Consider the following 22,639-nt stretch of genomic DNA (forward strand, 5'->3'; position numbering starts at 1 on the left):
TCCGCCTTTTTATGCCGGTCGTTCAGTGAGATTTGGCGGCTTCTGCCGGCGGCTCTTCCGCCGGCGCCTCGGCCACCACATCGGCGCCGCGGCCCTCGGCAGCAGGCGCGGCTTCGCTTTCGGCCGGCGGTACTGCGCCATGTCCGCCACCTGCGGCCTTCTTTTCCTTGCCCTTTTCCCCGTTCTTCGTCGAACCAACCGCGACCGGGTCCACGCAATCCTCGGGATCCTTGAAAGCGGCGCTGATCATGGCGATCTCGTCAAACGGCATCTCTATCCGTTCGCCAAAGAACAGTCCGTTTTCGCTGGCCTTGCCGTCGTAGTAGCGCGCTGTATAGGACTTATCGTCGAGGCCGGGAACGGTCTTGTCGGGATGCGGGATATAGACGACGTCGGCGCCGATCGCGCGGCCGCGAATGTCGGCACGCAACGTCGGGCCGTTCTCGTCGAGCACCACCACCTGGACCAGATCCGGCTTCTGCGCGGCATAAACGGCCTGGGCGACCCGAAGCGCGGTCTTGACGCGCGTCATCCCATCGGTCGGTTCGGTCTTGATGTATTTCCGCACCCAGACGTGGTCCTGCTTCCGGATCGTCACCAGGTTGACGTCGCTGCATTCGAGCCCGTAGCCACCACCAGTTGCACCGATCAGCCTGTCCTTGCCGACATAGACCGCCGCACCGCCGGAAACGCCCGCCAGAAGAGCGACTCCACCGATGATGATTGCCAATTTCCGGGAAGGCCGGAATATGCGCAGTAAGGCCTTCACGCCAACTGCTCCGCCATCTGAAACTCCAACGCAGGACAAGTGCTGAGAACGCTAAGGAAATGACGTTTCCGAAAGTTTAAGTGGGCATGCGAAGCCTGACCCATTTTGGGAAAACACCAAAAAAGGTCCGCTTTTTCCGGCCGCTTGCCACGGCCTGTTCCGCCATGCTCTAAACGCCCATGGCCTTCACGCTTCGCCAGGTTCAATATTTCGTCGCCGTCGCCGAACAGGGTTCGGTGACGCGAGCCGCACAGAACCTTTCGATCTCGCAATCCTCGGTGACGGAAGCACTGAAGGAGCTCGAAACCGACCTCGGCGTCGAGCTCTTCGAGCGTCATCCGCGCGGCCTGACGATCACCCATAACGGCCACCAGTTCCTGCGCCACGCGACGAAGATCCTGGCCTCCGTCTCCGATGCACGGACCAGCTTTTCCGGCCAGCAAAGCGCCCTCTCCGGAACGCTGAACATCGGCGTCACTTCGCTCGTCGCCGGCTACGTCCTCTCCGATCTCTTGGCGCGATACCGCCGCGCCTGCCCGGGCATCGAGGTCAGCGCCATCGAGGACAATGGCGGTTATCTCGAACATCTGCTGGTCGGCGGCGAATTGGATGTCGCCGTCATGGTGATCTCCAACCTGCGCGACCGCATGGCGCTGCAGGCGGAAATCCTCGAAACCTCGCCCTATCGACTATGGCTGCCGATGGGCCACCCGCTGGTCTCGGCAGACATCATCTCGGTCGCCGACATCGCCCGCGAACCGCTAATCATGCTGACAGTCGACGAAATCGAGGAGAACACCGGCAAGCTGCTCTCAGCACTCGGCGCCCGCCCGCATGTCGCCTTCCGCACCCGCTCGGTGGAGGCGGTGCGCAGCCTGGTTGCAACAGGCGCCGGCGTGGCGCTGCTTCCCGATCTCGTCTATCGCCCGTGGTCGCTGGAAGGCGACCGCATCGAAAGCCGCGATGTCTCCGGCTCGCTGCCGGTCGTCCAGGTCGGTATGGTCTGGCGCAAAGGTTCCAGCCTGCCGCAGGCAGCACGCGATTTTGTCGGCATCGCCGAAAGCATGCGCTCCGGCCGCGTCCGCTGATATCGGAATTTCCGATATCGCCTTTCTGATAAATGAATTTGCGAAAGCGAACTTTTCACGTCACCTTTTCAGCCGGGAACAATACGCCACAGAAGTGGCACCAAACCGGGAGACGGATGATGACGAATCTCTTGAAATCCTGCACGGCAGCTATCGCCTGCCTGAGCTTCGCCACGCAGGTGATCGCCGCAGAACCGCTCAAGGCGCTCGGCAAGGGCGAAGGTGCGGTCAGCATCGTGGCCTGGGCCGGCTATATCGAGCGCGGCGAAACCGACAAGAATTACGACTGGGTCACCGATTTCGAAAAGGAGACCGGCTGCAAGGTCTCCGTCAAGACCGCCGCCACCTCCGATGAAATGGTATCGCTGATGAACGAGGGCGGCTTCGATCTCGTCACCGCATCAGGCGACGCCTCGCTCCGCCTCATCGCCGGCAAACGTGTCCAGCCGATCAACACCGATCTGATCCCGAGCTTCAAGACCGTCGACGAGCGCCTGCAGAACGGCCCGTGGTACACGTTCGGCGGCGTGCATTACGGCGTGCCCTATCTCTGGGGGCCGAACGTGCTGATGTACAATACCGACGCCTTCAAGGACAAGGCGCCGACGAGCTGGAATGTCGTCTTCGAAGAGCAGACGCTGCCCGACGGCAAGTCGAACAAGGGCCGCGTCCAGGCCTATGACGGCGCGATCTACATTGCCGACGCCGCAATGTATCTGATGGCCCATAAGCCGGATCTCGGCATCAAGGACCCCTACGAGCTGAACGAGGACCAGTACAAGGCCGCCCTCGACCTGCTGCGCGGCCAGCGCAAGCTCGTCTCCCGCTACTGGCACGACGCGATGATCCAGATCGACGATTTCAAGAACGAAGGCGTTGTCGCTTCCGGCTCCTGGCCCTTCCAGGTGAACCTGCTGCAGGCCGACAAGCAGAAGATCGCCTCCGCCTTCCCGGATGAAGGCGTGACCGGCTGGGCCGATACCACCATGCTGCACGCCGACAGCGAGCATCCGAACTGCGCCTATATGTGGATGGAACATTCGCTGAAGGCCAAGGTCCAGGGTGACGCCGCCGCTTGGTTCGGCGCCGTTCCCTCCGTTCCCGCCGCCTGCAAGGGCAACGAACTGATGGGCGATGCCGGCTGCGCCACCAACGGCTTCGATCACTTCGACAAGATCAAGTTCTGGAAGACCCCGGTCGCCAAATGCGCCACGCAGAGCGAATGCGTGCCGTACCATCGTTGGGTGTCGGATTATATCGGCGTGATCGGCGGGCGGTAATTTACGTCCTCACTGAGATGACCGTTGTAGCGTGAGACCTCTCCCCACAAGGGGGAGGGCTCCGAGTGGCACCCCCGAATTCCTGCCGAAACGCCAAGGTATTTGCGAAAGGGGTACGGCAGATTAAGCCCCTCCCCCTCGTGGGGAGGGGTTTGGGGCGGGGTCATCATATGAACCAAGACCGCAGCCTCTCTAAAAGCAAAGAAGCCGGAGCCCCCAATGACGTCAGCCGTCCGTTTCCAGCAGGTATCGCGCCATTTCGGCCAGGTTCGCGCCGTCGACGGCGTCGATCTCGAGATCGCGCCGGGCGAGTTCTTCGCGATGCTTGGCCCCTCCGGCTCAGGCAAGACGACGTGCCTGCGATTGATAGCCGGCTTCGAACAGCCGACATCGGGCCATATCCAGATCTTCGGCGAGACGGCCGAGGGCGTCCCGCCCTATCGCCGCAATGTCAACACTGTATTCCAGGACTACGCGCTCTTCCCGCATCTGAACATCCTCGACAATGTCGCCTACGGGCTGATGGTCAAGGGCATCGGCAAAGCGGAACGGATGAAGGCTGCGGGCGACGCCCTTGAGCTCGTCAAGCTGCCGGGCTATGGCGCCCGCCGCCCCGGCCAGTTGTCCGGCGGCCAGCGCCAGCGCGTGGCGCTCGCCCGCGCGCTCGTCAACAAGCCTAAGGTGCTGCTGCTCGACGAGCCGCTCGGCGCCCTGGACTTGAAACTGCGCGAACAGATGCAAGAAGAGTTGAAGAGCCTGCAGCGCGCGCTCGGCATCACCTTCGTCTTCGTCACCCACGATCAGGGCGAGGCGCTGTCCATGGCCGACCGCGTCGCCGTCTTCAACGACGGCAACATCGTCCAGGAGGGCACGCCGCAGGATATCTACCGCCGCCCGAAAAACCGCTTCGTCGCCGATTTCGTCGGCTCGTCGAACGTCATCGCGCCTGATCTGATGGCCTCACTCGGCGGCGAAAGACGCTGGGCAAGCCTTCGTCCCGAAGCAATCCGGCTGGCAGGCGACGGCGTCGAGGCGCAGGTCGACAATGCGAGCTTCCTCGGCGCAGCCACGCGCCTCACCGTTGGCCTCCGGGGGGCGCGGCTGCATGTGATGCTGCCGGCGGGCGCAGATGTGCCTGTCGTCGGCGCCGGCATACGCCTTGCCTGGCAGCCCGGCGATATCCACTACATGGATGACGCGGCATGACGGCGATCTTCATCACCACCAATGAGGCGACATCGATTCTTCCGGGGCGCGGCGGCCTCTTCGGCCGGCTGTCCGATGCCTTCTGGCGGCACCCGAAACTGCTGCTCTTCCTGATGCTGACACCGCCGCTGCTCTGGCTCGGCATCATCTATATCGGTTCGCTGCTCGCCCTGCTTCTGCAGAGTTTCTTTTCGATCGACGATTTCTCAGGCCTGGTGAATTACGAATTCACCCTTTCGACCTATGCGCAGCTTCTAAACCCGACGAATTTCGACATCATCATCCGCACTTTCGTCATGGCAGCGCTGGTGACCATCGCTTCCGCCTTGATCGCCTTCCCGATCGCCTACTACACAGCGCGTTATGCGCAAGGCAAATGGAAGGCGCTATTCTATCTCGGCATCATGCTGCCGCTCTGGTCGAGCTATCTCGTCAAGATCTACGCCTGGAAGCTGATCCTCGCCAAGGAAGGCATCCTCACCTGGATCTTCGAGAAGCTGCATCTCTCCTGGCTGCTGGACGGCATCCTGAACCTGCCTGTTATCGGCGGCAATTCGCTCTCGGTGAGCTACCTCGGCACCTTCATCGTCTTCGTCTATATCTGGTTGCCTTATATGATCCTGCCGACACAGGCAGCCCTCGAGCGTGTGCCCGGCAACCTGATAGAGGCCTCGTCGGATCTCGGCGCCACGCCGCGTCAGACTTTCCGCACCGTGCTGCTGCCGTTGGCATTGCCCGGCATCGTTGCCGGTTCGATCTTCACCTTCTCGCTGACATTGGGCGATTATATCATCCCGCAGATCATCGGCTCGTCCCGGCTCTTCATCGGCCAGGCGGTCTATACCCAGCAGGGAACGGCCGGCAACGTGCCGCTGGCGGCCGCCTTTTCCGTCGTGCCGATCGTCATCATGGCGCTCTATCTCTGGCTCGCGAAGAAACAGGGGGCCTTCGATGCGCTCTGACCTCAAGACATCGCCGCTTCCCCTGAAGATCGCAGCCGCCGGCGGGCTGCTCTTCCTGCACCTGCCGATCCTGCTGATCTTCGTCTACGCCTTCACGACGGAGGAGAAGAGCTATCAGTGGCCGCCGCCTGGCCTGACGCTGCAATGGTTCGCCGTTGCCTGGAACCGGCCGGATGTCTGGTCGGCGCTTGGGCTTTCCGTGCAGGTCGCCGTCATCGCCACGGCGATCGCGCTGGTGCTCGGCACGCTCTGTGCGGCAGCCGTCAGCCAGACGAAATTCTTCGGCCGCGAGGCGATCTCGCTGCTCGTCATCCTGCCGATTGCGCTTCCCGGCATCATCACCGGCATTGCGCTGCGCTCCGCCTTCAGCCTGTTCGATATCCCGTTTTCGGTCTGGACCATCGTGCTCGGTCACGCCACCTTCTGCGTCGTGGTCGTCTACAACAATGCGGTCGCCCGCTTCCGCCGCACATCAGGCTCGCTGATCGAGGCCTCGATGGATCTCGGCGCCGACGGCTTCCAGACCTTCCGCCATGTCATCCTGCCGAATATCGGCACTGCCCTGCTCGCTGGCGGCATGCTCGCCTTCGCGCTGTCCTTCGACGAGGTCATCGTCACCACCTTCACCGGCGGCCAGCAATCGACCTTGCCGATCTGGATGCTCGAAGAACTCATCCGCCCGCGCCAACGCCCGGTCACCAATGTGGTCGCCATGGTCGTCGTGCTCGTTACCTTCCTGCCGATCCTGGCAGCCTATTACCTCACCCGCGACGGCGACCAGATCGCCGGCGCCGGCAAATAACAGGGAGAACATCATGGATATCCAAATGCTGATCGGTTCCCGCTTTGAAAAAGGCACGGAAACGGAAGAGCACGTCCTGAACCCCAAGACGGGCGAGACGGTGCTGGACCTTGCCGAAGCGTCGCTTTCCCAGGTCGACGCCGCAGTCGACGCCGCCGAAAAGGCCTTCACGAGCTGGTCGCAGACGACGCCCGGCGAGCGCTCCGGCTACCTGTTGAAGATCGCCGACGCGATCGAGAAGGATGCCGCCGGCTTTGCCGCACTAGAGGCGCTGAACTGCGGCAAGCCGATCAATGCGGTGCTGAACGACGAAATCCCGGCGATCGTCGATTGTTATCGCTTTTTTGCGGGGGCCGTGCGCAACCTGCACGCACCGGCGGCCGGCGAATACCTGCCCGGCCACACCTCAATGATCCGTCGCGATCCAATCGGCATCGTCGGCTCGATCGCGCCGTGGAACTATCCGCTGATGATGATGGCCTGGAAGCTGGCGCCGGCGATCGCCGGCGGCAACACCGTCGTCTTCAAGCCCTCAGAGCAGACGCCGCTGACGGCGCTGAAAATGGCGAAGCTGCTCTCGGGAATCCTTCCCGAGGGCGTCGTCAACGTCATCCTCGGCCGCGGCGAAAGCGTCGGCAACGCGCTGATCAACCATCCCAAGATCGGCATGATCTCGATCACCGGCGATGTCGCAACCGGCAAGAAGGTGCTGCAGGCCGCCGCCAAGACAGTCAAGCGCACGCATCTGGAACTCGGCGGCAAGGCCCCGGTCATCATCTTCGACGATGCCGATATCGATGCCGTCGTCGCAGGCATCCGCACCTTCGGCTATTACAATGCCGGCCAGGACTGCACCGCCGCCTGCCGCATCTATGCAGATGCCAAGGTCTACGACAATTTCGTCGCCGACCTCTCCTCGGCCGTCTCGAGCATCCGCTTCAACCAGGCCGACGATACCGAAAACGAGATCGGCCCGCTGATCTCCAAGCGCCAGCGCGACCGCGTCGAAAGCTTCGTCGCCCGCGCTTCCGAACACAAGCACATGGAGATCACCGCCGGCGGCAAGGTCTCCGGCGACAAGGGCTTCTTCTTCACGCCGACGGTCATATCAGGCGCCCTGCAGGACGACGAGATCGTCCGCCGCGAGGTCTTCGGCCCGGTCGTGTCAGTCACCCGCTTTTCCGATGCCGATGATGCGGTTGCCTGGGCAAACGACAGTGATTATGGCCTGGCCTCCTCCGTCTGGACCAGGGATATCGGCCGCGGCATGAAGACTGCCGCCCGCCTGCAATATGGCTGCACCTGGATCAACACCCATTTTATGCTCGCCAACGAGATGCCGCATGGCGGCCTCAAACAGTCGGGCTACGGCAAGGACATGTCGGTCTACGCGCTGGAAGACTACACCGCCGTACGCCACGTGATGATCAATCACGGCTGACCGGCGAAAGATATCCCGTGGATATGAAGCGCGCCTCGGGGCGACCGACTGCTCGACGGCGACATCCGCATCATCGACCGCGAAGGCGGTTCTCGGCGGTGACGCCTTTGTCAGTCCCGCCGTGTCGACGCCGGTGCTCTTCTCACGCGCCGGCAAGGCCCCTCTCGTCATTCGCGCCCAGCCGCTGAGACGCCGGCGGGATTATCTCAGGCCGCGTGGCCGTAAAGCGCCAGCAATTGTCCGCCGCCGCTCCAGATCATGTCGAGCGCGACATAGACGATGATCGCAAGGCCGATCCAGCCGATCCACCTGAAGCGATTGAGCAGCCTGGCGACGAAATTCGACGCGACGCCCATCAGCAGCACCGAAAGGATGAGGCCGAAGATCAGCGCGTTGATGTTCTCTTTCGCAGCGCCGGCGACGGCGAGCACATTGTCGAGCGACATCGAGACGTCGGCGAAGATGATCTGGCCGATCGCCTGCCGGAAGAGCTTCGGCTTGATGTGGGAGACGTCGTGCGCTTGCTCCTCGTCGGCCGAGAGCAGCTCGCGGGCCATTGTCCAGCAGATCCACAGCAGCATCAGGCCGCCGGCAAGCGTGATGCCGGTGATGACAAGAAGCCTGGCGGCGATGACGGCGAAGATGATGCGGATGACGGCCGCCGCTGCAATGCCGACGGCGATCGCCTTGCCGCGCAGCTCGCTGACGAGGCCGGCCGCGGCCATGCCGATGACGATGACATTGTCTCCCGACAGCAGGAGATTGATCATGATGACTTCGAAATAAGCGGAGATTGTATGCTGGTCCAGAAAAGCTGGCATGATGACGGAGCTTTCATCGACGGGGCAAATCGATCGTTCCTTGAAACAGATCGTACGGTCTTTGGAAAGACCGCATTTCTCCCCCGCGTTTCTCCAAAGAGATCGCCATTCCATTCAAACGATCTGGAACATTTTCCCGGTTGCTGCGTCTTTCCCAGGCAAACGCAAAGGATGATGTCATGCTGAAATGGGCTCTGATATTTTTCGTGGTCTCGATCATCGCCGGCTTCTTCGGTTTCTCGGGCGTCTCCGCCGCCACCGCGACAATCGCCCGCGTTCTCTTTGGCATCGCGCTGGTGATCTTCCTGATCTTCCTTGTCCTTGCACTGATGGCCGGCCAAGCAATCCTATGAGCGGTTGCAGGGCCGCTTGAAGACATCGAGGCCGCATCACTTCTGCATGCGGCCCTTCCTCTCTGTTGTCGAACGTCTCGGCCAGTTCGGCCGTACATGGAACATGGCTAGGTCTTTTGCTCCTATCGCCTATTTCAACTCGGCAAGGAGAGCATCGGCACCTTTGCGAACGCCCACCATGGAGGCGTCCATCGCCGTGAAGCTTGCGCCGATATTCATCGCATTGGGATATTGCTTGGTGACATAGGACGACAGGAGACGATTGCTTGCTGCATCATAGATCTCCACGGCATAATTCACCGAACCGGTCATCGAACCTTCTCGGCCGCGAGCGGCCTGGACGGTATTGTACAATCCGCCTGCGACGTCGATGCGCGTGACCGTTCCGAGTACCGCAGTCGTCGCCTTCGCCCCCGTCAGCGTCAGATGCAATCTGAGAGTTGCCGGAGCGACAGCGCTGACGACCGCAAAGCGCGTCTTCAATTTTTCGGTGAATTGAGTCTGCATGTAATTGGCCAGGAAGATCCTGTCTTTTTCCGGAAGCTTGCCAAACTGACTGTCAGGACCGTTATAGACGGTTACGGGATCGACGATGATCCGGTTGTACTGGCTCCAGTTGACTTTCGTCTGATAGCGATACGGCACGCGGCCGGTTTTATCCTCAGTGTTCGGCTGGAGCTGTGATGCCGAAGCAAGTCCGGAATAAACCGTGGGGTCAGGGGTCGTGCATGCGGCAACGCTCGAACAGGCAAGCATCACTGCAACGCCGATTTTCAGATTTTTTATCAAGGACTTGGCTCCAGCTTTGGAAATGCCGAATGGCATGGGATCTGCTGGCACCGGTTTTATGGAATTCGAATGTTGCTGTGTTTGCTATGATATGCGGAAATGTTGGCGAGCCGTCTTTTGCCGCGAAGGCAGCGCGATGCGTGACGACGCCACGACGGGCAGTAAGTCAATGTGATGAAGGGATCGACGGCGAGCCTCCGGGCTGGATCCCCTGAGGGGCGGGAAGATCGATCACGACGACCAGGCCGGTGGGCTTCCTGTCCAACAACGTCAATTGTCCATTGTGCGCTTTGGTGACGATCCCTTTGGCGATCGGAAGGCCGAGCCCAAGCCCGGAACCGCCTTTGGCACCGATCTGGCGGGATTTGTCCGCTTTGAAGAACGGCTCCAGAACTTTCGCCTTGGCCTCATCGGTCAAACCAGGGCCGTTGTCGCCCACCGATATTTTGATCCCGCCATCGTCGCTCTCTTGCAGATCGATTTCGACTTGCTTTGCATAACGAGACGCATTGTCAACCAGATTGGTAATTGCCCGAGTAAGGGCCTGAGGTTTGCAGATAAACGCCAGCCGCCGCGGACCGGTGAAGCTCACATCGATGCCCATGTCGGAGAAGTCTGTCGCAATCGTCTGCAGCAGGCTTGAGATATCGACCTTTCGATCAGTCTCCGCAGTGGATGCGTCTTTGAAATAGGCCAGGCACTCGTCGATCATGAAACTCAAGGTGGCGATATCGGCCAGCATCAGGCTGCGAAGCTCGGGCTCGCCAGAACGCTCGGCACGCATCCGCAACCTCGTCAGAGGTGTCCTGAGATCATGACCCACGCCACTCAGCATTCTTGTTCGATCCTCCGCCATGCGCTGGATTCGATCGCTCATGACGTTCAGCGATTCCGCCAGACTTCGAATCTCGGATGCGCCGTCCGGCTCGAAAGGCTTTTCCCAGCTGCCCTCCATGCTCGCTCGCTTTGCAGCGGCGGCAAAGTGCCTTAGAGGCTCGGTGATGAGCCGGCTGCTGAAATATGCGAGCAGCACCAATGGGATGACGATCTTCAAAAATCCACTTGCGGCAGCCGGAACAAACCAGACATGGCTGGGAAAAACCGGCAGTTGAAAGACGAGGGCGCGCTTGTCGTCGATTCCGACAGTCAGGACATCAGGGTGCGATTGACCGATGACGAAGCGATGAAATGCCGCAAAAATATTGTCGGCGAGCATGGTGTTGGTACGTGCCACCAACTCGCCTGGAGATACCATCTGCTGTTTGCCGGCAAGCGGCCGGTCCAGGGACAGTTTTTCGACCCCAACGCCGAGTGCCGCTGCTCTCTTGAGAACGGCGACTTCGTCTTGCGCTGAACTTGCCTGCGCAAATTGCTCCGTGACCATCGCCGCCCTGGCAGCAAACAGGCCGTTTTGAAACCCGCGGTCATGACGGCCGTAGATATAGGGTTCCATGGCGGTTGCCACCACGGAAACGAGCACGACAAGGAAGGTCGCCAATACGAGGATCTGACTTTGGATCGAAGCGCGCCGAAAATTTCTCAAGAGAGACGCTCTACCTTGGATGCGAAGAGATATCCCCCCAGCCGCACCGTCTTTATGAACGTCGGATCTTTCAGATTTGGTTCGATCTTTTGCCTGACCCGGCTGATGTGGGCGTCGATGCTGCGCTCGACCGGTCCTGCCGATCCGGCATGTGTCATCGACAAGAGCTGTTCGCGCGTCAAAACCTTGTTGGGATTGCAGCAGAACGCCAGGAGGATATCGAACTCCGCGGTTGTCATGGAAACCTGCGCTCCGTCCGCGTCGTGGAGTTGACGGCTTTTGGGATCGATGCGCCATCCTGAGAACACCATCGGTCCAAGTGCTTCCTCCTGATGATGCGCATATGACGCTCTTCGGAGAATACTCTTGATCCGGGCCAGCAGCTCGCGGGAGTTGAATGGTTTCGTGACATAGTCGTCGGCTCCGAGTTCCAGGCCGAGAATACGATCGATATCCTCCTGGAGCGCCGTCAGCATCAGGATTGGCACCGAGCACGACGCACGAAGCCGCCTGCAGATGCTGAAGCCGTCCTCGCCCGGCAACATCGCATCGAGGACGATGAGATCGAATTGCTGTCGCGCCATCATTCGATCCATAGCCGCGCCGCTCTCCACCGACGAGGCCTCGAAGCCACTGCTTCGGACAAGGTCCACCAGCATATCCGCGATGGCGGGATCGTCTTCGACAATGAGGATATGAGCCTGATTGGGAGCTGCCATTTCATATGCCATTCGTCATTCGCTCTCTTGCCGGGAGATGTCCCTCGGCGCGAAATTACCACGTTTCACCGTGTCAAGGTCAGGCGGGCTCGGCCACTGTCAACCGCGGTGGTATTCTCCCGGTCATCGGACACCACGCGACCTGCCCCGCACCGACACGGCTCCGCCTTTAGGATATCAAATGTCATGCAATGCTATATTCGATAATGTTGAGATATGTTGCGGGATTTTCGACACGGAGTCCGCCGTCAAAACTGGCTTTCGGGATCGCCACTGATTTCCACCTTGCCACCTTGGATTGCGCTATCGATGATGACGGTGGCGATGAAACACATCCGAACGACCAGCAGGCAAAAGAACACCAGAGAGACGATCGCCGTCGTGTAATGCTTCAACGCTGAGCGCTTCGGGAGCCGTGCGGTGAGCTTGTGGAGAACGTTTCTGGCGAGACGACCGATCGCCACCAGCAGGAACAATGCCGTGATGATATATCCGCTTGCTGACGCTGCCCCGAGCAACTGAAACATGAGAAGGCACCCGCACCACGTAAAAAGTTCTGGTCTCGGAATGACGCTTTCCTCCACGAAACCCGGCAGAAAGATGCCCATAGGATCCGTCCGGAACGAGGCGCGGCATGGCCGGCTGGAGAGACAGTGCCGGGCCATCGGGATCTGAACCGGGCAAAGACCGGTGCGTCGGCGATGAGAATTCGCCCACGTCTAATCAGCTCGCTCCGCGCTTGATGTGGCGCGGCGACTTAAAAGAAGAGATGTGGCGGCACGCCACCGGGATGCCTTCGCCGTGCCTGCAGTCACTGTCTCGTTTGCAGCCGGGGCTCTTTGGACTGCAGCAATTCTGCCTGTCCTTGATTCCGTGAGGGCCGCGACCCCTCGCAGAAATGCGTCGCTGTCGAATTCCTTCGAGGAGCGAACCGACTTTGCTGTCGATTGGGCCGTGTGGAAAAATACCTCCAGATTGATGACCGGTATCGGCTGGATGTTTCGGACCATATCGATATCCGATCGCATCGTTACGGCCAGAAAATATCGGTCCGAACGCAGGGCGTCGAAGAGCTCCGGCACCGAGGACACAGCCGCCGCGACATATCCGTTCTCAGTCAATTTCGAGACGATGTCGAAGGCAGCGCCTTTGCCGAGAAAGACGAGCATTGGCTTTTGCTGATTGCTTTGCGCGGAAGACATCACTGGCACACTCCTGACTTGTCGCCAAAAGTGTAGCCCGCATCGATGCTTTGGTTTGTTCGGTTTTATTCGATTTTATTGCGCACACGAGCGCTCGCAAACTTCGTCAACGTTCATCCGAATATGGTCGTACCTCCGTGCATATTCACGACAACGCCGCTCTAAGCCAGGGATGCATCCCGGCCCGCTTTCTCAGCAGCCTGTCGATCGATATGGCTCCCGCACCCGAAGCCGCCAGGACGAACATGCCGCCGGCAATCGCCAGGTCTTTCTCGAAATGCAGCAGCTCGTTCTGGCTCGCAAAGTTCGTGTGAAAGAGCAAGGCGGTCGCCAGGCAGAAGAGCGCCAGCGCCAGTGCGCCAAGCCGAGTGAGGAAGCCTGTCGCGACGGAAAGGCCGGCGCCGATCTGAAGGGCAATGGTGGCAAGCGCGACCGGCGCCGATAGCCCCAGTTTCGCGAAAATGTCGATGGTCGCCGTGATATCTCCCGCGAGCGACCAACCTTCGTGCAGGAAAATCAGCGACAGCAGGAGCCTGCCGAGGAAAAGAATGAGATCGGCCAGTCCGGGCCGGCTTGAGGCGCTTTCCATCATACCCTCCAGTTGAAGAGCAGGCGGCTCTCCCGCCCGCTCTTGCGTTCATATGCTCGTCAATTGCCGCCCTTGGCCGCGATGACCTTTTGCAGATCTTCGAGTTCCTCGCAGCCGCTCGGACAAAGTTGCTTCAGCGATGACACCTGCTCCTCCGCCTTCGCCATCTCGCCCGTCTCGACATAGAGTTCGCCGAGATATTCACGCGCTGCCCTGTGATCGGGCTGCAGCTCCAGCGCCTTGGTGTAGTAGGTCAGCGACGTTCTGTAGTCGCCCGTCTTGCGCAGCGTATATCCCATCAGATTATAGACATCCGCCTGCTGGTTGTCTTCGGCAAGGCCGCGAAGCTCTGCCAACGCATCAGCATAGTCCTTGGCATCGATCTTGGCGCGCACCGAGGTCAGGTCGGGAGCGTCTGTCGATTGCATGTTGTCGACGGCAAAGGCGGGAAGCGCCGTCACCGCGGAGAAGCCTGCGGATATAGCGCAAAGCCAGATGTATCCGAGAATTGCATATTTCGTCATGGTGATCTCCTTTCGGCCTTTCAGGCCTGGATTGTCGGCGTGAAGCCATAGGCGCTTCCGTCCTTGACAAAGGTGCCGGAGCCAGGGAATGGGAAATGTGAGCCGCAAATCGCGATATTGTCGGCAATGATGCGGTCGATAAGACGGCGGCGCGTGTCGATGGCCGTCGGTCCATCCTGGTCGTAGCTGCCCTGCCATTCAGGATGGGGTGCGAGCAGCGCCGGCACATACATGATATCGGCCGAGACGAGCAGTTGCTTGCTGCCGGAGGCGACAAGATAGGTCGAATGGCCTGGCGTGTGGCCGGGCGCGGCGACAAGCTGCACGCCGGGTGCGACTTCGGCGCCATCGGCGACGAGCTTCCAGTTCTTCCATTTCGGAAAGAACCCGGCGATGCGCTTGCCTGCCGGCTTGCGGCCTTCGGCGAGCTTTTCGACGCGGCCGGGCGCGGTCCACCAATTGTATTCGTCGGCATTGACGATGAGCTCGGCATTCGGAAAGACGGGATTGTTGGTGCCCTTTTCCATCAGTCCCCAGACATGGTCGGGATGGAAATGCGAGATCATGATCGTATCGATCTTCTTGTAGTCGATCCCCGCCGCGGCCATGTTCGCCGGCAGATGGGTGGCATTTTCCTGCCACTGGCCGACGCCCGAGCCGGCATCCATCATGATCAGGCGGTTACCGAGCTTCAGGACCACGACGGTCAGCGGGATCGGCATGAATTCGGTGGTAAGCCCGGCTTTCGATAGCGCCTCCTTGGTATCCTCGATCGAGGCATTCTTGATGAAGGCCGGGTCATGCGGCTTTCTCCAGATGCCGTCGTAGATTGCCGTGATCTCGATATCGCCGACCTTGTATTTATAGAAGCCGACCGCCGGCTCCAACGGTGTTGCAGCAAATGCCGGCATGACGAATTCAAGCTTCGACGACAGCCCGAATGCAGCAGCCGCAGCAGCCGACCCCAGGACGGCGCGACGTGACATGGTAAACATGACTATGCCTCCTCTTGTTGATGGCATTTCTGGTGGCGAAGACGGCTATTGCTCAGATGTCCTCGCTGACGAACTAGATCGCCGGCGGGGAACGCTTATTCCCGATCTTGGGCTTTATTTCTTCAAGTGATTGAAAAACAAGCGTGATTTCTATCGCGTGCGGCCAGTATCCCGCTGCATGCAGAAAAATCGGCGCCGGCGTGGAATAAAACCGCGTGCCGATCGGTCTAGACGGCAAGGGGCCGCATTGCATGCCTGCCGGTCTCACGCCTAAATTCGGCTGCTGTTGAGGCAGGGAGGATGATGACAAACGCTCAGATCACCTATCCCGTCGGATCGACCGATTGGATGCTGCTGTTGGCCAGGCACGCGTCAGGGACCCGCATTCGACCATCACCGCTAGCGATGTTTCTCGGTGGCGTGGGCCGACTATTGCACCTCATGGTCTCGGAAAAATCGAGCAGCGATCCGATCGCTTCGACGGCGGATGCGACCATGCAGCACGAGTTCATGCAGCGCTTTCAGGACATGATCGTTCCGCATCTTGACGCGGCCTATAATTTTGCCCGCTTCCTCAGCCGCGACGCGGATGCCGCACAGGATATTGTTCAGGAAGCGTTCCTGCGCGCCTACCGCAATTTCGACACCTATCGTGGCGGCGATCCGCGCGCCTGGCTCTTTGCCATCGTGAGGAACTGCTGCCATGTCTGGCGCCAGCAGGATCGCCGCAAGGCGCGGTTCGAGCAGCCTTTGGGCAATGACGGCGACCCTGACCCTGATGAGGGTGGTGAGTACCAGATCGCCTCGGAGGAGGATTCGCCGGAAACGGCAACGATCCGGCGAAGCGAGCAGCAACGCGTGCGCGCTGTTATCAGCAGCCTTCCGGAAGCGATGCGGGAAATTCTTGTCTTGCGCGAGCTTGAGGATCTCTCCTACCGGCAGATCGCCGAGATCATCGATGCGCCGATCGGCACCGTCATGTCGCGGCTTGCCAGAGCGCGGCGTGATTTTGGCGATGCCTGGGATGCATGCAACAAGAGCGAGACGGCAGGATGAGTGAGGCCAATCAGAAAGGCTGCCCGGAATGGCGCGTCATGCTGCACGGCTTTGTCGATGGCGAACTCGATTCCGTCCATGCGGCGCAATTCGAGGATCATCTTGCCACCTGCGCGCATTGCAGGGCGGAGATGGAAAGGGTCCGTGCCGTGAGAGAGATTATCGATCAGGAAGGCGTCAAGTGGCAGCCGCCGGAGGCATTGCGTTCGCAAGTCCTGTCGATGCTGTCGTTCGAAGAGACGGCGGCGGCATCCAGCCTGCCGCTGCCGCGCCGGGTGCCCATCTGGCGCCGTGCCCTGGATTTCATCCGGCAATGGAGCTTCGTGCCTTCGCTCGCGGTCCTGGCTGCAAGCGCCTTCCTGTTCGCCAATGTACCGTCGCAGACCCTGCTTTTGCAGGATCAGATCATGGCCAGCCATGTCAGGTCGATGATGGCCGATCATCTGACCGACGTGCTGACCTCGGACCAGCATACGGTCAAACCGTGGTTCAACGGCAAGATCGATTTCTCCCCGCCCGTCAGCGATCTCACCAAGGATGGCTTTCCGCTGGTCGGCGGGCGTGTCGACTATATCGGTGATCGCGCCGTTGCCGCCCTCGTCTACCGGCGCCACGGCCACGTCATCAACCTGTTCATCTGGCCTGCAGCATCGGCCACGCAAACGACGACGGTGCATGACGGCTACAACATGACACAATGGTCGGATGGCGGGCTCGTATTCTGGGCGATTTCGGATGTTGCCGCAGGTGATCTCGGCGAGTTCGAGTCCTTCTTCAGGGCGGCGGCGAGAGCATGATGCCGAAAAGTGTGAGCGGTTTTCGGACGACATCATGCTCCACTTTTTGATGATCTAAAGCAGGCTCGCCCCGACATTGATCGCGAGCGCCAGGATCGTCGTGTTGAAGAGGAATGATAGCACGGCATGCAGCAGCGTCAGCTTGCGCATGCTGGTCGAGCTGACCGCGACATCGGCCGTCTGCGCAGCAACGCCGATGGTGAAGGAGAAATAGAGGAAATCCCAATAGCCGGGTTCCGTGATCCCGTCAGGAAACTTCAGGCCGCCTTCCTCGTCCGATCCGCCGTAGAAATAGTGGGCATAATGGATGGTGAAGAGCGTATGCAGGAAGATCCAGGAGATCAGGATCGTCAGTACAGCGGCACCTGCCCGCAAGAGCGCGATGTCGGGCGCCTCCTCCTTGATCGAATGCAGCTCGAGGCCGATGCCGGCGATGCTGGCAAGGGCGGTGCCGATCGAGAGAGCCAGCAGGACGGTGTCGGAGAAATCGAGATCCTCGGAGCGCTTCCTGATGCTTTCGACCGTCGCCCGCAGCATCTTGCGCCAGCTGAGTGCGACAAAAACGCCGGCGCTGACATTCCAGCCGAACAGGATGTTGCCGGCGTTCGCCTCGCGCGAGGTCACAGCCAAGAAGACCGCCAGCCCGGCAAGGACGGCGATGATGAAGCTCGCATGCTTGTAGGCAAATGCCACCAGCGAATTTGCTCGTTCCTCATCCGCCATATTAGTCTCCGACAGCATATGCCCTTGATAACAGTACGAAAAAGGCGCGCCTGCCAGCCGGCAGCCGCGCCTTCGATTGCATGCCGTGCCTTATCAGGCAGCGGCGAGCTGCAGTTCCTTCTGCACCATGGTGCGCAACGTTCCCAGATCCTTGGCGAAGGCGCGGATGCCTTCGGCGAGCTTTTCCGTCGCCATGGCGTCTTCGTTCATCATCCAGCGGAAGGTCTTCTCGTCGACCGAGACCTTCGGGTCCGGCTTGCGGCTGTCCGGCGAGAGCTTGCGCTCCAGCTTGCCTTCGTCCTTGGCCAGTTCGTCGAGCAGATTCGGGCTGATGGTCAGGCGGTCGCAGCCGGCAAGGGCTTCGATTTCGCCGGCGCTGCGGAAGGAGGCGCCCATGACGATCGTCTTGATGTCGTTCGTCTTGTAGTAGTTGTAGATTTCACGGACGGAGATAACGCCCGGATCTTCCTCGGCCGTGTAGTCCTTGCCGGTCGACTTCTTGTACCAGTCGAGGATGCGGCCGACGAAGGGCGAGATCAGGAACACCTTGGCGTCGGCGCAGGCGATCGCCTGGGCCTTGCTGAAGAGAAGCGTCAGGTTGCAGTCGATGCCTTCCTTCTGCAGCACTTCAGCGGCACGGATGCCTTCCCAGGTGGAAGCGAGCTTGATGAGGATGCGGTCCTGGCCGATGCCGCGATCCTTGTAGGCGGCGATGATTGCGCGCGCCTTGGCAAGCGAAGCCTCGGTATCGAAGGAAAGATCGGCGTCGACTTCGGTCGAGACGCGGCCTGGGACGAGCTTCACCAGGGCTGCACCGACGGAGATGGCGAGACGATCGGCGACGGCAGAAGAAACGGCTTCCGGATTGCCGCCCTGCTTCTTGCCCCAGGCGACGGCTTCCTTGATGGCGTCGGCGAACATCGGCGTGCCAAGAGCCTTAAGCACGATGCTCGGATTCGTCGTGCAATCCACAGGCTTCAGGCGGGCGACGGCCTCGATGTCGCCGGTATCGGCGACCACGGTAGTAATCTCGCGGAGTTGGTCAAGCTTGGATGTCATGGTCAATAATCCTTGTTGAACTTGGGCTGCGACCGGCGCGCGTTCCGCCGGGCAAAGGTGATCTACCGACAGGTTGTTTGCATGCTGCAGGCGAAAATGCGCGCATCCGTCACGGATGATTCATAAACGTGAAGGACAGTGGCCGTGTTCCGGCCGCGAACGAACGGCTGCTCAAACGCAGTCGATGCCGCCTGCGGCTGGAAGGCCGGTCGTGACTTTCGGCATGCCCGCACTATGTCCTCCTCGGACGGACAAGAACGACGTGTGTCACCCGGACTATCGCCATTCGCCTAACGAAAAGTCAAGGACATTTGTGCATTTCAATTGACATAAGTGTCACGCCCGTCATTATCCCCGGCAACAAAAGCGTCGCTAAGGCCTTTCATCCCATGAGGGATCTAGGGCAGGAAATCGTGCGGAGGAGATGTGGTCAAGCTCAAACGGGGCACGCACACGGCCTATTCCGAGGCATCCTCGCTGCGGCTAAGGGCGGCATGGCTCTATTACAACGAGGGTCTGACCCAGAAGGACGTCGCCGAACAGCTCGGCATCAGCCGCACCACCGTCATCCGCCTGCTCGACGAGGCGATGAAACGCAGCGAAGTCCAGATCTGGATCAACGACTCGATCGGCGACTGCGTTGAACTTTCGGTGAAGCTGGAGCGTGCCTATGGCCTCGACGAGGCGATCGTCGTCCCTGCGCCGGTCAATGGTGACGTCAATTCGCTGGCTAAAAATGTCGGCCTGGCGCTTGGCCAGTTCCTCTCAGAAGCCATCCCGGACGACTACACCATCGGCGTCGGCTGGGGCCGCACCATGACCGCCTCGCTGTCGAGCTTCCGGCCGCCGCGCCGCGCCAATTGCAAGGTCGTCTCGCTGCTCGGCGGCATCGTCGCCGTGCACCAGACGAACCCGATCGATTACACATGGCGGCTGGCAAACCAGCTTGGCGCCGAATGCTACATGTTCCTGGCGCCGCTTCTCGTCGATTCCATCGAGACCAAACGCAATCTGATCGAGAGATGCGGGCTGGACACGATCTACCGTCTCGCCGAGAACCTCGATCTGGCGATCGTCAGCTGCGGCGATATCGGCCCGCATTCGACCTCGCTGTCGGAGGGCTGGATATCAAAGGCCGAGTTGCAGCAATTGGTCGATGCCGGCTGCGTCTGCGACACCATGTTCAACTTCCTCGACAAGGACGGCAATTCGGTCGACCACTCGATCAATCGGCGCGTGATGTCAGTCGATCTCGACACGCTGAAGGAGGCAAAGCACATCGTGCTCTCCTCCGGCGGCGCCCATCGGGCCGTAGCAATCCGTGCGACGATCAAGCGCATCGGCTGCAACACGCTGATCACCGACGAAAGTGCTGCCCGGGCGTTACTGGAACTGGCCGAGACATCACCGTCTGCCACTTCTCCCCAGCAGGGAGAAGTGGCAGAGCGATAAGCGGCGACGACTCCGCCCTCCGCCCGCGAAACCCACTCAGGCGTGCGCCGATTCCCAGCCGAGCATCGCCCGCTTGCGGGTGAGGCCCCAATGGTAGCCCGTCAGCGCGCCATTCTTGCCGAGCGCCCGATGGCAAGGCACCACGAAGGAGATCGGGTTTGCCCCGACCGCCGCACCCACGGCGCGCTGCGCCGTCGGCCGGCCGATATCGTTGGCGATATCGGAATAGGTGACGGCCTTGCCGAACGGGATTTTCAGCAGACTTTCCCAGACGCTCACCTGAAAATCCGTACCGATCAGCACGACGCGCAGCGGCTGGTCCGAGGACCATTTGCCGGGCTCGAAGATGCGGGCGGCATAGGGAACCGTCGCCTGCAGGTCTTCGACATAACAGGCGTTCGGCCAGCGGCAGGTCATATCCTCGAGGCAGGCCCTCTCGTCGCCGGAATCACTGAAGGCAAGGCCGGCAAGGCCGCGGTCGGTTACCATGATCAGCGCCACGCCGAAGGGGCAGATGTGGAAGCCGTAGCGGATGATGAGACCACCGCCCTTGGCCTTCCATTCGCCGGGCGACATCGCCTCATGCGTGACGAAAAGATCGTGCAGGCGGCTCGGCCCGGAAAGGCCGACCTCGATCGAGGTCTCGAGCAGCGGCATGTCTTCCTTGCGCAGCAGCCGCTTGGCGTGGTCGAGCGTCACTGCCTGCAGGAAGCCCTTGGGCGACAGGCCGGCCCAGCGGGTGAAGGTCTTCTGCAGCTGGGTCGGCGACTGGTTGAGCCGCGCCGCGATCGCCTCCAGCGAAGGCTGGTCGCGGTAATCCTCGGTGATGAGTTCGATCACCCGACGGACAATGTCATAATCAGGGCCGTCAGGCGTGATGTCTGTCTGCAGGTTGGCAATCATGTTCATCGTCTTTCTCCTTGTAACAAGGAGATAGTCAATAGGGGGTGAGCAAACCACCCGATTCTTGCGCATCCGCCGGATAGGTTCAGATCCGCTGCTTGACCGTCGCCAGCGCTCCCTTGAAGGCCTTGGCGAAGCTTTCGCGATCGTCGGGATTGAGGAAGGAGCCGATATCTGTGCGCCGGCCTTCGCCGAAGATATGCATGGAAAGAATGCCTATCTCCTGGTGCCGGCGAACGCGGAAGCGCGCCCAGAACGGATTGAAATGATGCTCCACCATCCGTCCCGATGGCGCAAACTTGCGCACCGACACATCCGTGCGCGACACCGTCACCTGTTCGCGCGCTTTCCCGGAGCGGTAATTCAGCCAGAAGGCGCCGTAGAGAAGCACGAAATCCAGTCCGAAGAAGAAGCCGATCGGCCAGGCCCCGGTCGCGATGAAGAACATGCCGTAAAGCAAGCAGACGGCACCGGACAGGGCAAGCAGCACCTTGAAGCCCCGGCGGCCGAGCGACCGGTGGGGAAAGAGCTCGGCAGCGAAAACAGGCTGCTCATTGAAGCTGTCGGCGTTGCTTTCCATCATGGCTGCCGATTATAGAGTTTCCATGGCGAATCCGAAACTCAAATCCGTGACCAAGACGCCGCAGGGCACGAATGTGATTGCCCGCCGCAAACCGGCGGCAGCGGTGCGCACGGCCTATTCCCTGGCCGAGCGCGAGGAGATCTTCCGCCGCTTCTCGGTGCAGCGGCCGGAACCGAGGGGCGAGCTCGAGCACACCAACCCCTTCACGCTCGTCGTCGCCGTCGCGCTTTCGGCGCAAGCGACCGACGTTGGCGTCAACAAGGCGACGCGCGCGCTCTTCAAGGTTGCCGATACGCCGGAAAAGATGCTCGATCTCGGCGAGGAGCGGCTGCGCGATTACATCAGAACGATCGGTCTCTACCGCAACAAGGCGAAAAACGTCATCGCGCTATCGCAGATGCTGGTCGACCAATTCGGCGGCAAGGTGCCGGAGACACGCGACGAACTGGTGAGATTGCCGGGTGTCGGCCGCAAGACCGCCAATGTCGTGCTTTCCATGGCCTTCGGCCAGGCGACGATGGCCGTCGATACGCACATCTTCCGCATCGCCAATCGCATCAGGCTTGCCCCCGGCAAGACACCCGACGAGGTCGAGGCGCGGCTGATGAAGGTGATCCCAAGCCATTACCTCTATCACGCCCATCACTGGCTGATCCTGCACGGTCGCTACACCTGCAAGGCGCGCCGGCCCGAATGCGAGCGCTGCGTCATCGCCGATCTCTGCAAATCGCCGGAGAAGAGTTGGGATGTGCCGGCGCCGCTCGTCGAGCTACCGCCGCAGGTGATCGGCGAGGCCGTCGAGTAGAACAGCGATCGCCTGTTCGTACTGCCGCCTTTCAGCGCCCGCCTCGATCGCGATCGCCGCGCGGTCGAAGGCCGCCGATAGCAGCGACGTCAGCGGTTCGAGCATAGTCCCGGCCTCCGGAAGCATGGCTGCAAGCCCTGCCCGCAGCGTCGCTTCCCCGCCGAGCGCTGAATTTGCG

The 22,639-nt window shown here is 60.6% G+C and carries 25 protein-coding genes and 1 pseudogene; 11 read left to right on the forward strand and 15 right to left on the reverse strand.

All coding sequences use genetic code 11. The annotated features are described in order from the left end of the window. Positions 1 to 22: 22 nt before the first annotated feature. Positions 23 to 769 (reverse strand): hypothetical protein, encoded by a 747-nt coding sequence (locus J3P73_RS21650; RefSeq protein ID WP_130675791.1) that lies wholly within the window; start codon positions 767 to 769, stop codon positions 23 to 25. Between the two features lie 179 nt (positions 770 to 948). Here J3P73_RS21650 and J3P73_RS21655 point away from each other — a divergent pair, with 179 nt between their 5' ends. From J3P73_RS21655 to J3P73_RS21680, 6 genes are all read left to right on the forward strand, one after another. Continuing rightward, entirely contained in the window at positions 949 to 1,857 is a 909-nt protein-coding gene (locus J3P73_RS21655; RefSeq protein ID WP_017967962.1) for a LysR family transcriptional regulator, read from the forward strand. Between the two features lie 119 nt (positions 1,858 to 1,976). After that, positions 1,977 to 3,137, forward strand: a complete 1,161-nt coding sequence (locus tag J3P73_RS21660) for an ABC transporter substrate-binding protein (RefSeq protein ID WP_024322928.1) — start codon at positions 1,977 to 1,979, stop codon at positions 3,135 to 3,137. Between the two features lie 219 nt (positions 3,138 to 3,356). Further along, entirely contained in the window at positions 3,357 to 4,343 is a 987-nt protein-coding gene (locus J3P73_RS21665; RefSeq protein WP_018497506.1) for an ABC transporter ATP-binding protein, read from the forward strand. Continuing rightward, positions 4,340 to 5,305: an ABC transporter permease gene (locus tag J3P73_RS21670; protein ID WP_003543053.1), complete on the forward strand. Its 966-nt coding sequence runs from the start codon at positions 4,340 to 4,342 to the stop codon at positions 5,303 to 5,305. The genes J3P73_RS21665 and J3P73_RS21670 overlap by 4 nt, the downstream gene beginning before the upstream one ends. After that, the gene (locus J3P73_RS21675) at positions 5,295 to 6,107 is read left to right on the forward strand and encodes an ABC transporter permease (RefSeq protein ID WP_018072710.1); all 813 of its coding nucleotides are present in this window, start codon (positions 5,295 to 5,297) and stop codon (positions 6,105 to 6,107) included. The genes J3P73_RS21670 and J3P73_RS21675 overlap by 11 nt, the downstream gene beginning before the upstream one ends. A 13-nt stretch (positions 6,108 to 6,120) precedes the next feature. Further along, positions 6,121 to 7,548, forward strand: a complete 1,428-nt coding sequence (locus J3P73_RS21680; protein WP_024322929.1) for a gamma-aminobutyraldehyde dehydrogenase — start codon at positions 6,121 to 6,123, stop codon at positions 7,546 to 7,548. A gap of 206 nt (positions 7,549 to 7,754) precedes the next feature. Here J3P73_RS21680 and J3P73_RS21685 read toward each other — a convergent pair whose 3' ends face one another. Beyond that, a complete protein-coding gene (locus J3P73_RS21685; protein WP_024322930.1) occupies positions 7,755 to 8,369 on the reverse strand; it encodes a YjbE family putative metal transport protein in 615 nt (204 codons plus the stop codon). Positions 8,370 to 8,548: 179 nt separating this feature from the next. Between J3P73_RS21685 and J3P73_RS21690 the strand changes: the two genes are divergently transcribed. Further along, the gene (locus J3P73_RS21690) at positions 8,549 to 8,722 is read left to right on the forward strand and encodes a DUF1328 domain-containing protein (protein WP_024322931.1); all 174 of its coding nucleotides are present in this window, start codon (positions 8,549 to 8,551) and stop codon (positions 8,720 to 8,722) included. A 129-nt stretch (positions 8,723 to 8,851) separates the two neighbouring features. Here J3P73_RS21690 and J3P73_RS21695 read toward each other — a convergent pair whose 3' ends face one another. The 8 genes from J3P73_RS21695 to J3P73_RS21730 form a co-directional block, all read right to left on the reverse strand. Continuing rightward, positions 8,852 to 9,511, reverse strand: coding sequence for a DUF3313 domain-containing protein (locus tag J3P73_RS21695; RefSeq protein ID WP_197726586.1), 660 nt, complete (start codon positions 9,509 to 9,511; stop codon positions 8,852 to 8,854). 166 nt (positions 9,512 to 9,677) lie between these two features. Then, the gene (locus tag J3P73_RS21700; protein WP_130697843.1) at positions 9,678 to 11,054 is read right to left on the reverse strand and encodes a HAMP domain-containing sensor histidine kinase; all 1,377 of its coding nucleotides are present in this window, start codon (positions 11,052 to 11,054) and stop codon (positions 9,678 to 9,680) included. Further along, positions 11,051 to 11,773: a response regulator gene (locus J3P73_RS21705; protein WP_024322934.1), complete on the reverse strand. Its 723-nt coding sequence runs from the start codon at positions 11,771 to 11,773 to the stop codon at positions 11,051 to 11,053. Before J3P73_RS21705 ends, J3P73_RS21700 begins: the two co-directional genes overlap by 4 nt. 248 nt (positions 11,774 to 12,021) lie before the next feature. Next, positions 12,022 to 12,300 (reverse strand): hypothetical protein, encoded by a 279-nt coding sequence (locus tag J3P73_RS21710; protein WP_024322935.1) that lies wholly within the window; start codon positions 12,298 to 12,300, stop codon positions 12,022 to 12,024. A gap of 192 nt (positions 12,301 to 12,492) precedes the next feature. Continuing rightward, on the reverse strand, positions 12,493 to 12,984 hold the full coding sequence (locus tag J3P73_RS21715; RefSeq protein ID WP_130692766.1) for a hypothetical protein: 492 nt from the start codon (positions 12,982 to 12,984) through the stop codon (positions 12,493 to 12,495). A gap of 136 nt (positions 12,985 to 13,120) precedes the next feature. Further along, complete coding sequence (locus J3P73_RS21720) at positions 13,121 to 13,567, reverse strand: DoxX family protein (RefSeq protein WP_024322937.1); 447 nt, start codon at positions 13,565 to 13,567, stop codon at positions 13,121 to 13,123. Positions 13,568 to 13,623: 56 nt separating this feature from the next. Next, on the reverse strand, positions 13,624 to 14,088 hold the full coding sequence (locus tag J3P73_RS21725; protein WP_018497505.1) for a tetratricopeptide repeat protein: 465 nt from the start codon (positions 14,086 to 14,088) through the stop codon (positions 13,624 to 13,626). Positions 14,089 to 14,108: 20 nt separating this feature from the next. Next, positions 14,109 to 15,083: an MBL fold metallo-hydrolase gene (locus J3P73_RS21730; RefSeq protein WP_130662275.1), complete on the reverse strand. Its 975-nt coding sequence runs from the start codon at positions 15,081 to 15,083 to the stop codon at positions 14,109 to 14,111. A gap of 300 nt (positions 15,084 to 15,383) precedes the next feature. Here J3P73_RS21730 and J3P73_RS21735 point away from each other — a divergent pair, with 300 nt between their 5' ends. Together J3P73_RS21735 and J3P73_RS21740 are read left to right on the forward strand one after the other, a co-directional pair. Beyond that, positions 15,384 to 16,139, forward strand: coding sequence for a sigma-70 family RNA polymerase sigma factor (locus tag J3P73_RS21735; protein ID WP_130686819.1), 756 nt, complete (start codon positions 15,384 to 15,386; stop codon positions 16,137 to 16,139). Next, on the forward strand, positions 16,136 to 16,936 hold the full coding sequence (locus J3P73_RS21740; protein ID WP_018072696.1) for an anti-sigma factor family protein: 801 nt from the start codon (positions 16,136 to 16,138) through the stop codon (positions 16,934 to 16,936). The genes J3P73_RS21735 and J3P73_RS21740 overlap by 4 nt, the downstream gene beginning before the upstream one ends. A 54-nt stretch (positions 16,937 to 16,990) precedes the next feature. Here J3P73_RS21740 and J3P73_RS21745 read toward each other — a convergent pair whose 3' ends face one another. Together J3P73_RS21745 and tal are read right to left on the reverse strand one after the other, a co-directional pair. Beyond that, positions 16,991 to 17,659 (reverse strand): DUF1345 domain-containing protein, encoded by a 669-nt coding sequence (locus J3P73_RS21745; protein WP_018072695.1) that lies wholly within the window; start codon positions 17,657 to 17,659, stop codon positions 16,991 to 16,993. Between the two features lie 93 nt (positions 17,660 to 17,752). Continuing rightward, a complete protein-coding gene (tal, locus tag J3P73_RS21750; RefSeq protein WP_024322941.1) occupies positions 17,753 to 18,718 on the reverse strand; it encodes a transaldolase in 966 nt (321 codons plus the stop codon). 426 nt (positions 18,719 to 19,144) lie between these two features. On the opposite strand from tal, the gene J3P73_RS21755 reads away from it, so the two are divergent. Next, positions 19,145 to 20,170 carry a sugar-binding transcriptional regulator gene (locus J3P73_RS21755; protein ID WP_075224457.1) on the forward strand — a complete coding sequence of 342 codons (1,026 nt, stop codon included), beginning with the start codon at positions 19,145 to 19,147 and terminating at the stop codon, positions 20,168 to 20,170. A gap of 36 nt (positions 20,171 to 20,206) precedes the next feature. On the opposite strand, the gene J3P73_RS21760 is transcribed toward J3P73_RS21755, so the two are convergent. Then, positions 20,207 to 21,079 carry a methylated-DNA--[protein]-cysteine S-methyltransferase gene (locus J3P73_RS21760; protein ID WP_075224458.1) on the reverse strand — a complete coding sequence of 291 codons (873 nt, stop codon included), beginning with the start codon at positions 21,077 to 21,079 and terminating at the stop codon, positions 20,207 to 20,209. 79 nt (positions 21,080 to 21,158) lie between these two features. Beyond that, entirely contained in the window at positions 21,159 to 21,656 is a 498-nt protein-coding gene (locus tag J3P73_RS21765; protein WP_075224459.1) for a DUF2244 domain-containing protein, read from the reverse strand. On the opposite strand from J3P73_RS21765, the gene nth reads away from it, so the two are divergent. Next, the gene (gene nth / locus J3P73_RS21770) at positions 21,655 to 22,461 is read left to right on the forward strand and encodes an endonuclease III (protein WP_197726775.1); all 807 of its coding nucleotides are present in this window, start codon (positions 21,655 to 21,657) and stop codon (positions 22,459 to 22,461) included. The two genes, J3P73_RS21765 and nth, sit on opposite strands and share 2 nt — an antisense overlap. On the opposite strand, the pseudogene J3P73_RS21775 reads toward nth, so the two are convergent. After that, positions 22,426 to 22,623: pseudogene (locus J3P73_RS21775) on the reverse strand (TetR/AcrR family transcriptional regulator); the annotation flags it as partial. The gene nth and the pseudogene J3P73_RS21775 overlap by 36 nt on opposite strands. Between the last annotated feature and the right edge of the window lie 16 nt (positions 22,624 to 22,639).

Origin of the sequence: Rhizobium ruizarguesonis (genome assembly GCF_017357285.1) — a bacterium.
GTDB classification, from domain to species: Bacteria; Pseudomonadota; Alphaproteobacteria; order Rhizobiales; family Rhizobiaceae; genus Rhizobium; species Rhizobium ruizarguesonis.

Coding starts and splice junctions, on each gene's coding strand:
- J3P73_RS21760 (WP_075224458.1), bottom strand. CDS start 21,079: ATGAACATGATTGCCAACCTGCAGACAGACATCACGCCTGACGGCCCT.
- J3P73_RS21670 (WP_003543053.1), top strand. CDS start 4,340: ATGACGGCGATCTTCATCACCACCAATGAGGCGACATCGATTCTTCCG.
- J3P73_RS21710 (WP_024322935.1), bottom strand. CDS start 12,300: ATGTTTCAGTTGCTCGGGGCAGCGTCAGCAAGCGGATATATCATCACG.
- J3P73_RS21765 (WP_075224459.1), bottom strand. CDS start 21,656: ATGATGGAAAGCAACGCCGACAGCTTCAATGAGCAGCCTGTTTTCGCT.
- J3P73_RS21730 (WP_130662275.1), bottom strand. CDS start 15,083: ATGTTTACCATGTCACGTCGCGCCGTCCTGGGGTCGGCTGCTGCGGCT.
- J3P73_RS21705 (WP_024322934.1), bottom strand. CDS start 11,773: ATGGCAGCTCCCAATCAGGCTCATATCCTCATTGTCGAAGACGATCCC.
- tal (WP_024322941.1), bottom strand. CDS start 18,718: ATGACATCCAAGCTTGACCAACTCCGCGAGATTACTACCGTGGTCGCC.
- J3P73_RS21725 (WP_018497505.1), bottom strand. CDS start 14,088: ATGACGAAATATGCAATTCTCGGATACATCTGGCTTTGCGCTATATCC.
- J3P73_RS21740 (WP_018072696.1), top strand. CDS start 16,136: ATGAGTGAGGCCAATCAGAAAGGCTGCCCGGAATGGCGCGTCATGCTG.
- J3P73_RS21655 (WP_017967962.1), top strand. CDS start 949: ATGGCCTTCACGCTTCGCCAGGTTCAATATTTCGTCGCCGTCGCCGAA.
- nth (WP_197726775.1), top strand. CDS start 21,655: ATGGCTGCCGATTATAGAGTTTCCATGGCGAATCCGAAACTCAAATCC.
- J3P73_RS21690 (WP_024322931.1), top strand. CDS start 8,549: ATGCTGAAATGGGCTCTGATATTTTTCGTGGTCTCGATCATCGCCGGC.
- J3P73_RS21660 (WP_024322928.1), top strand. CDS start 1,977: ATGACGAATCTCTTGAAATCCTGCACGGCAGCTATCGCCTGCCTGAGC.
- J3P73_RS21685 (WP_024322930.1), bottom strand. CDS start 8,369: ATGCCAGCTTTTCTGGACCAGCATACAATCTCCGCTTATTTCGAAGTC.
- J3P73_RS21720 (WP_024322937.1), bottom strand. CDS start 13,567: ATGATGGAAAGCGCCTCAAGCCGGCCCGGACTGGCCGATCTCATTCTT.
- J3P73_RS21680 (WP_024322929.1), top strand. CDS start 6,121: ATGGATATCCAAATGCTGATCGGTTCCCGCTTTGAAAAAGGCACGGAA.
- J3P73_RS21675 (WP_018072710.1), top strand. CDS start 5,295: ATGCGCTCTGACCTCAAGACATCGCCGCTTCCCCTGAAGATCGCAGCC.
- J3P73_RS21735 (WP_130686819.1), top strand. CDS start 15,384: ATGATGACAAACGCTCAGATCACCTATCCCGTCGGATCGACCGATTGG.
- J3P73_RS21745 (WP_018072695.1), bottom strand. CDS start 17,659: ATGGCGGATGAGGAACGAGCAAATTCGCTGGTGGCATTTGCCTACAAG.
- J3P73_RS21665 (WP_018497506.1), top strand. CDS start 3,357: ATGACGTCAGCCGTCCGTTTCCAGCAGGTATCGCGCCATTTCGGCCAG.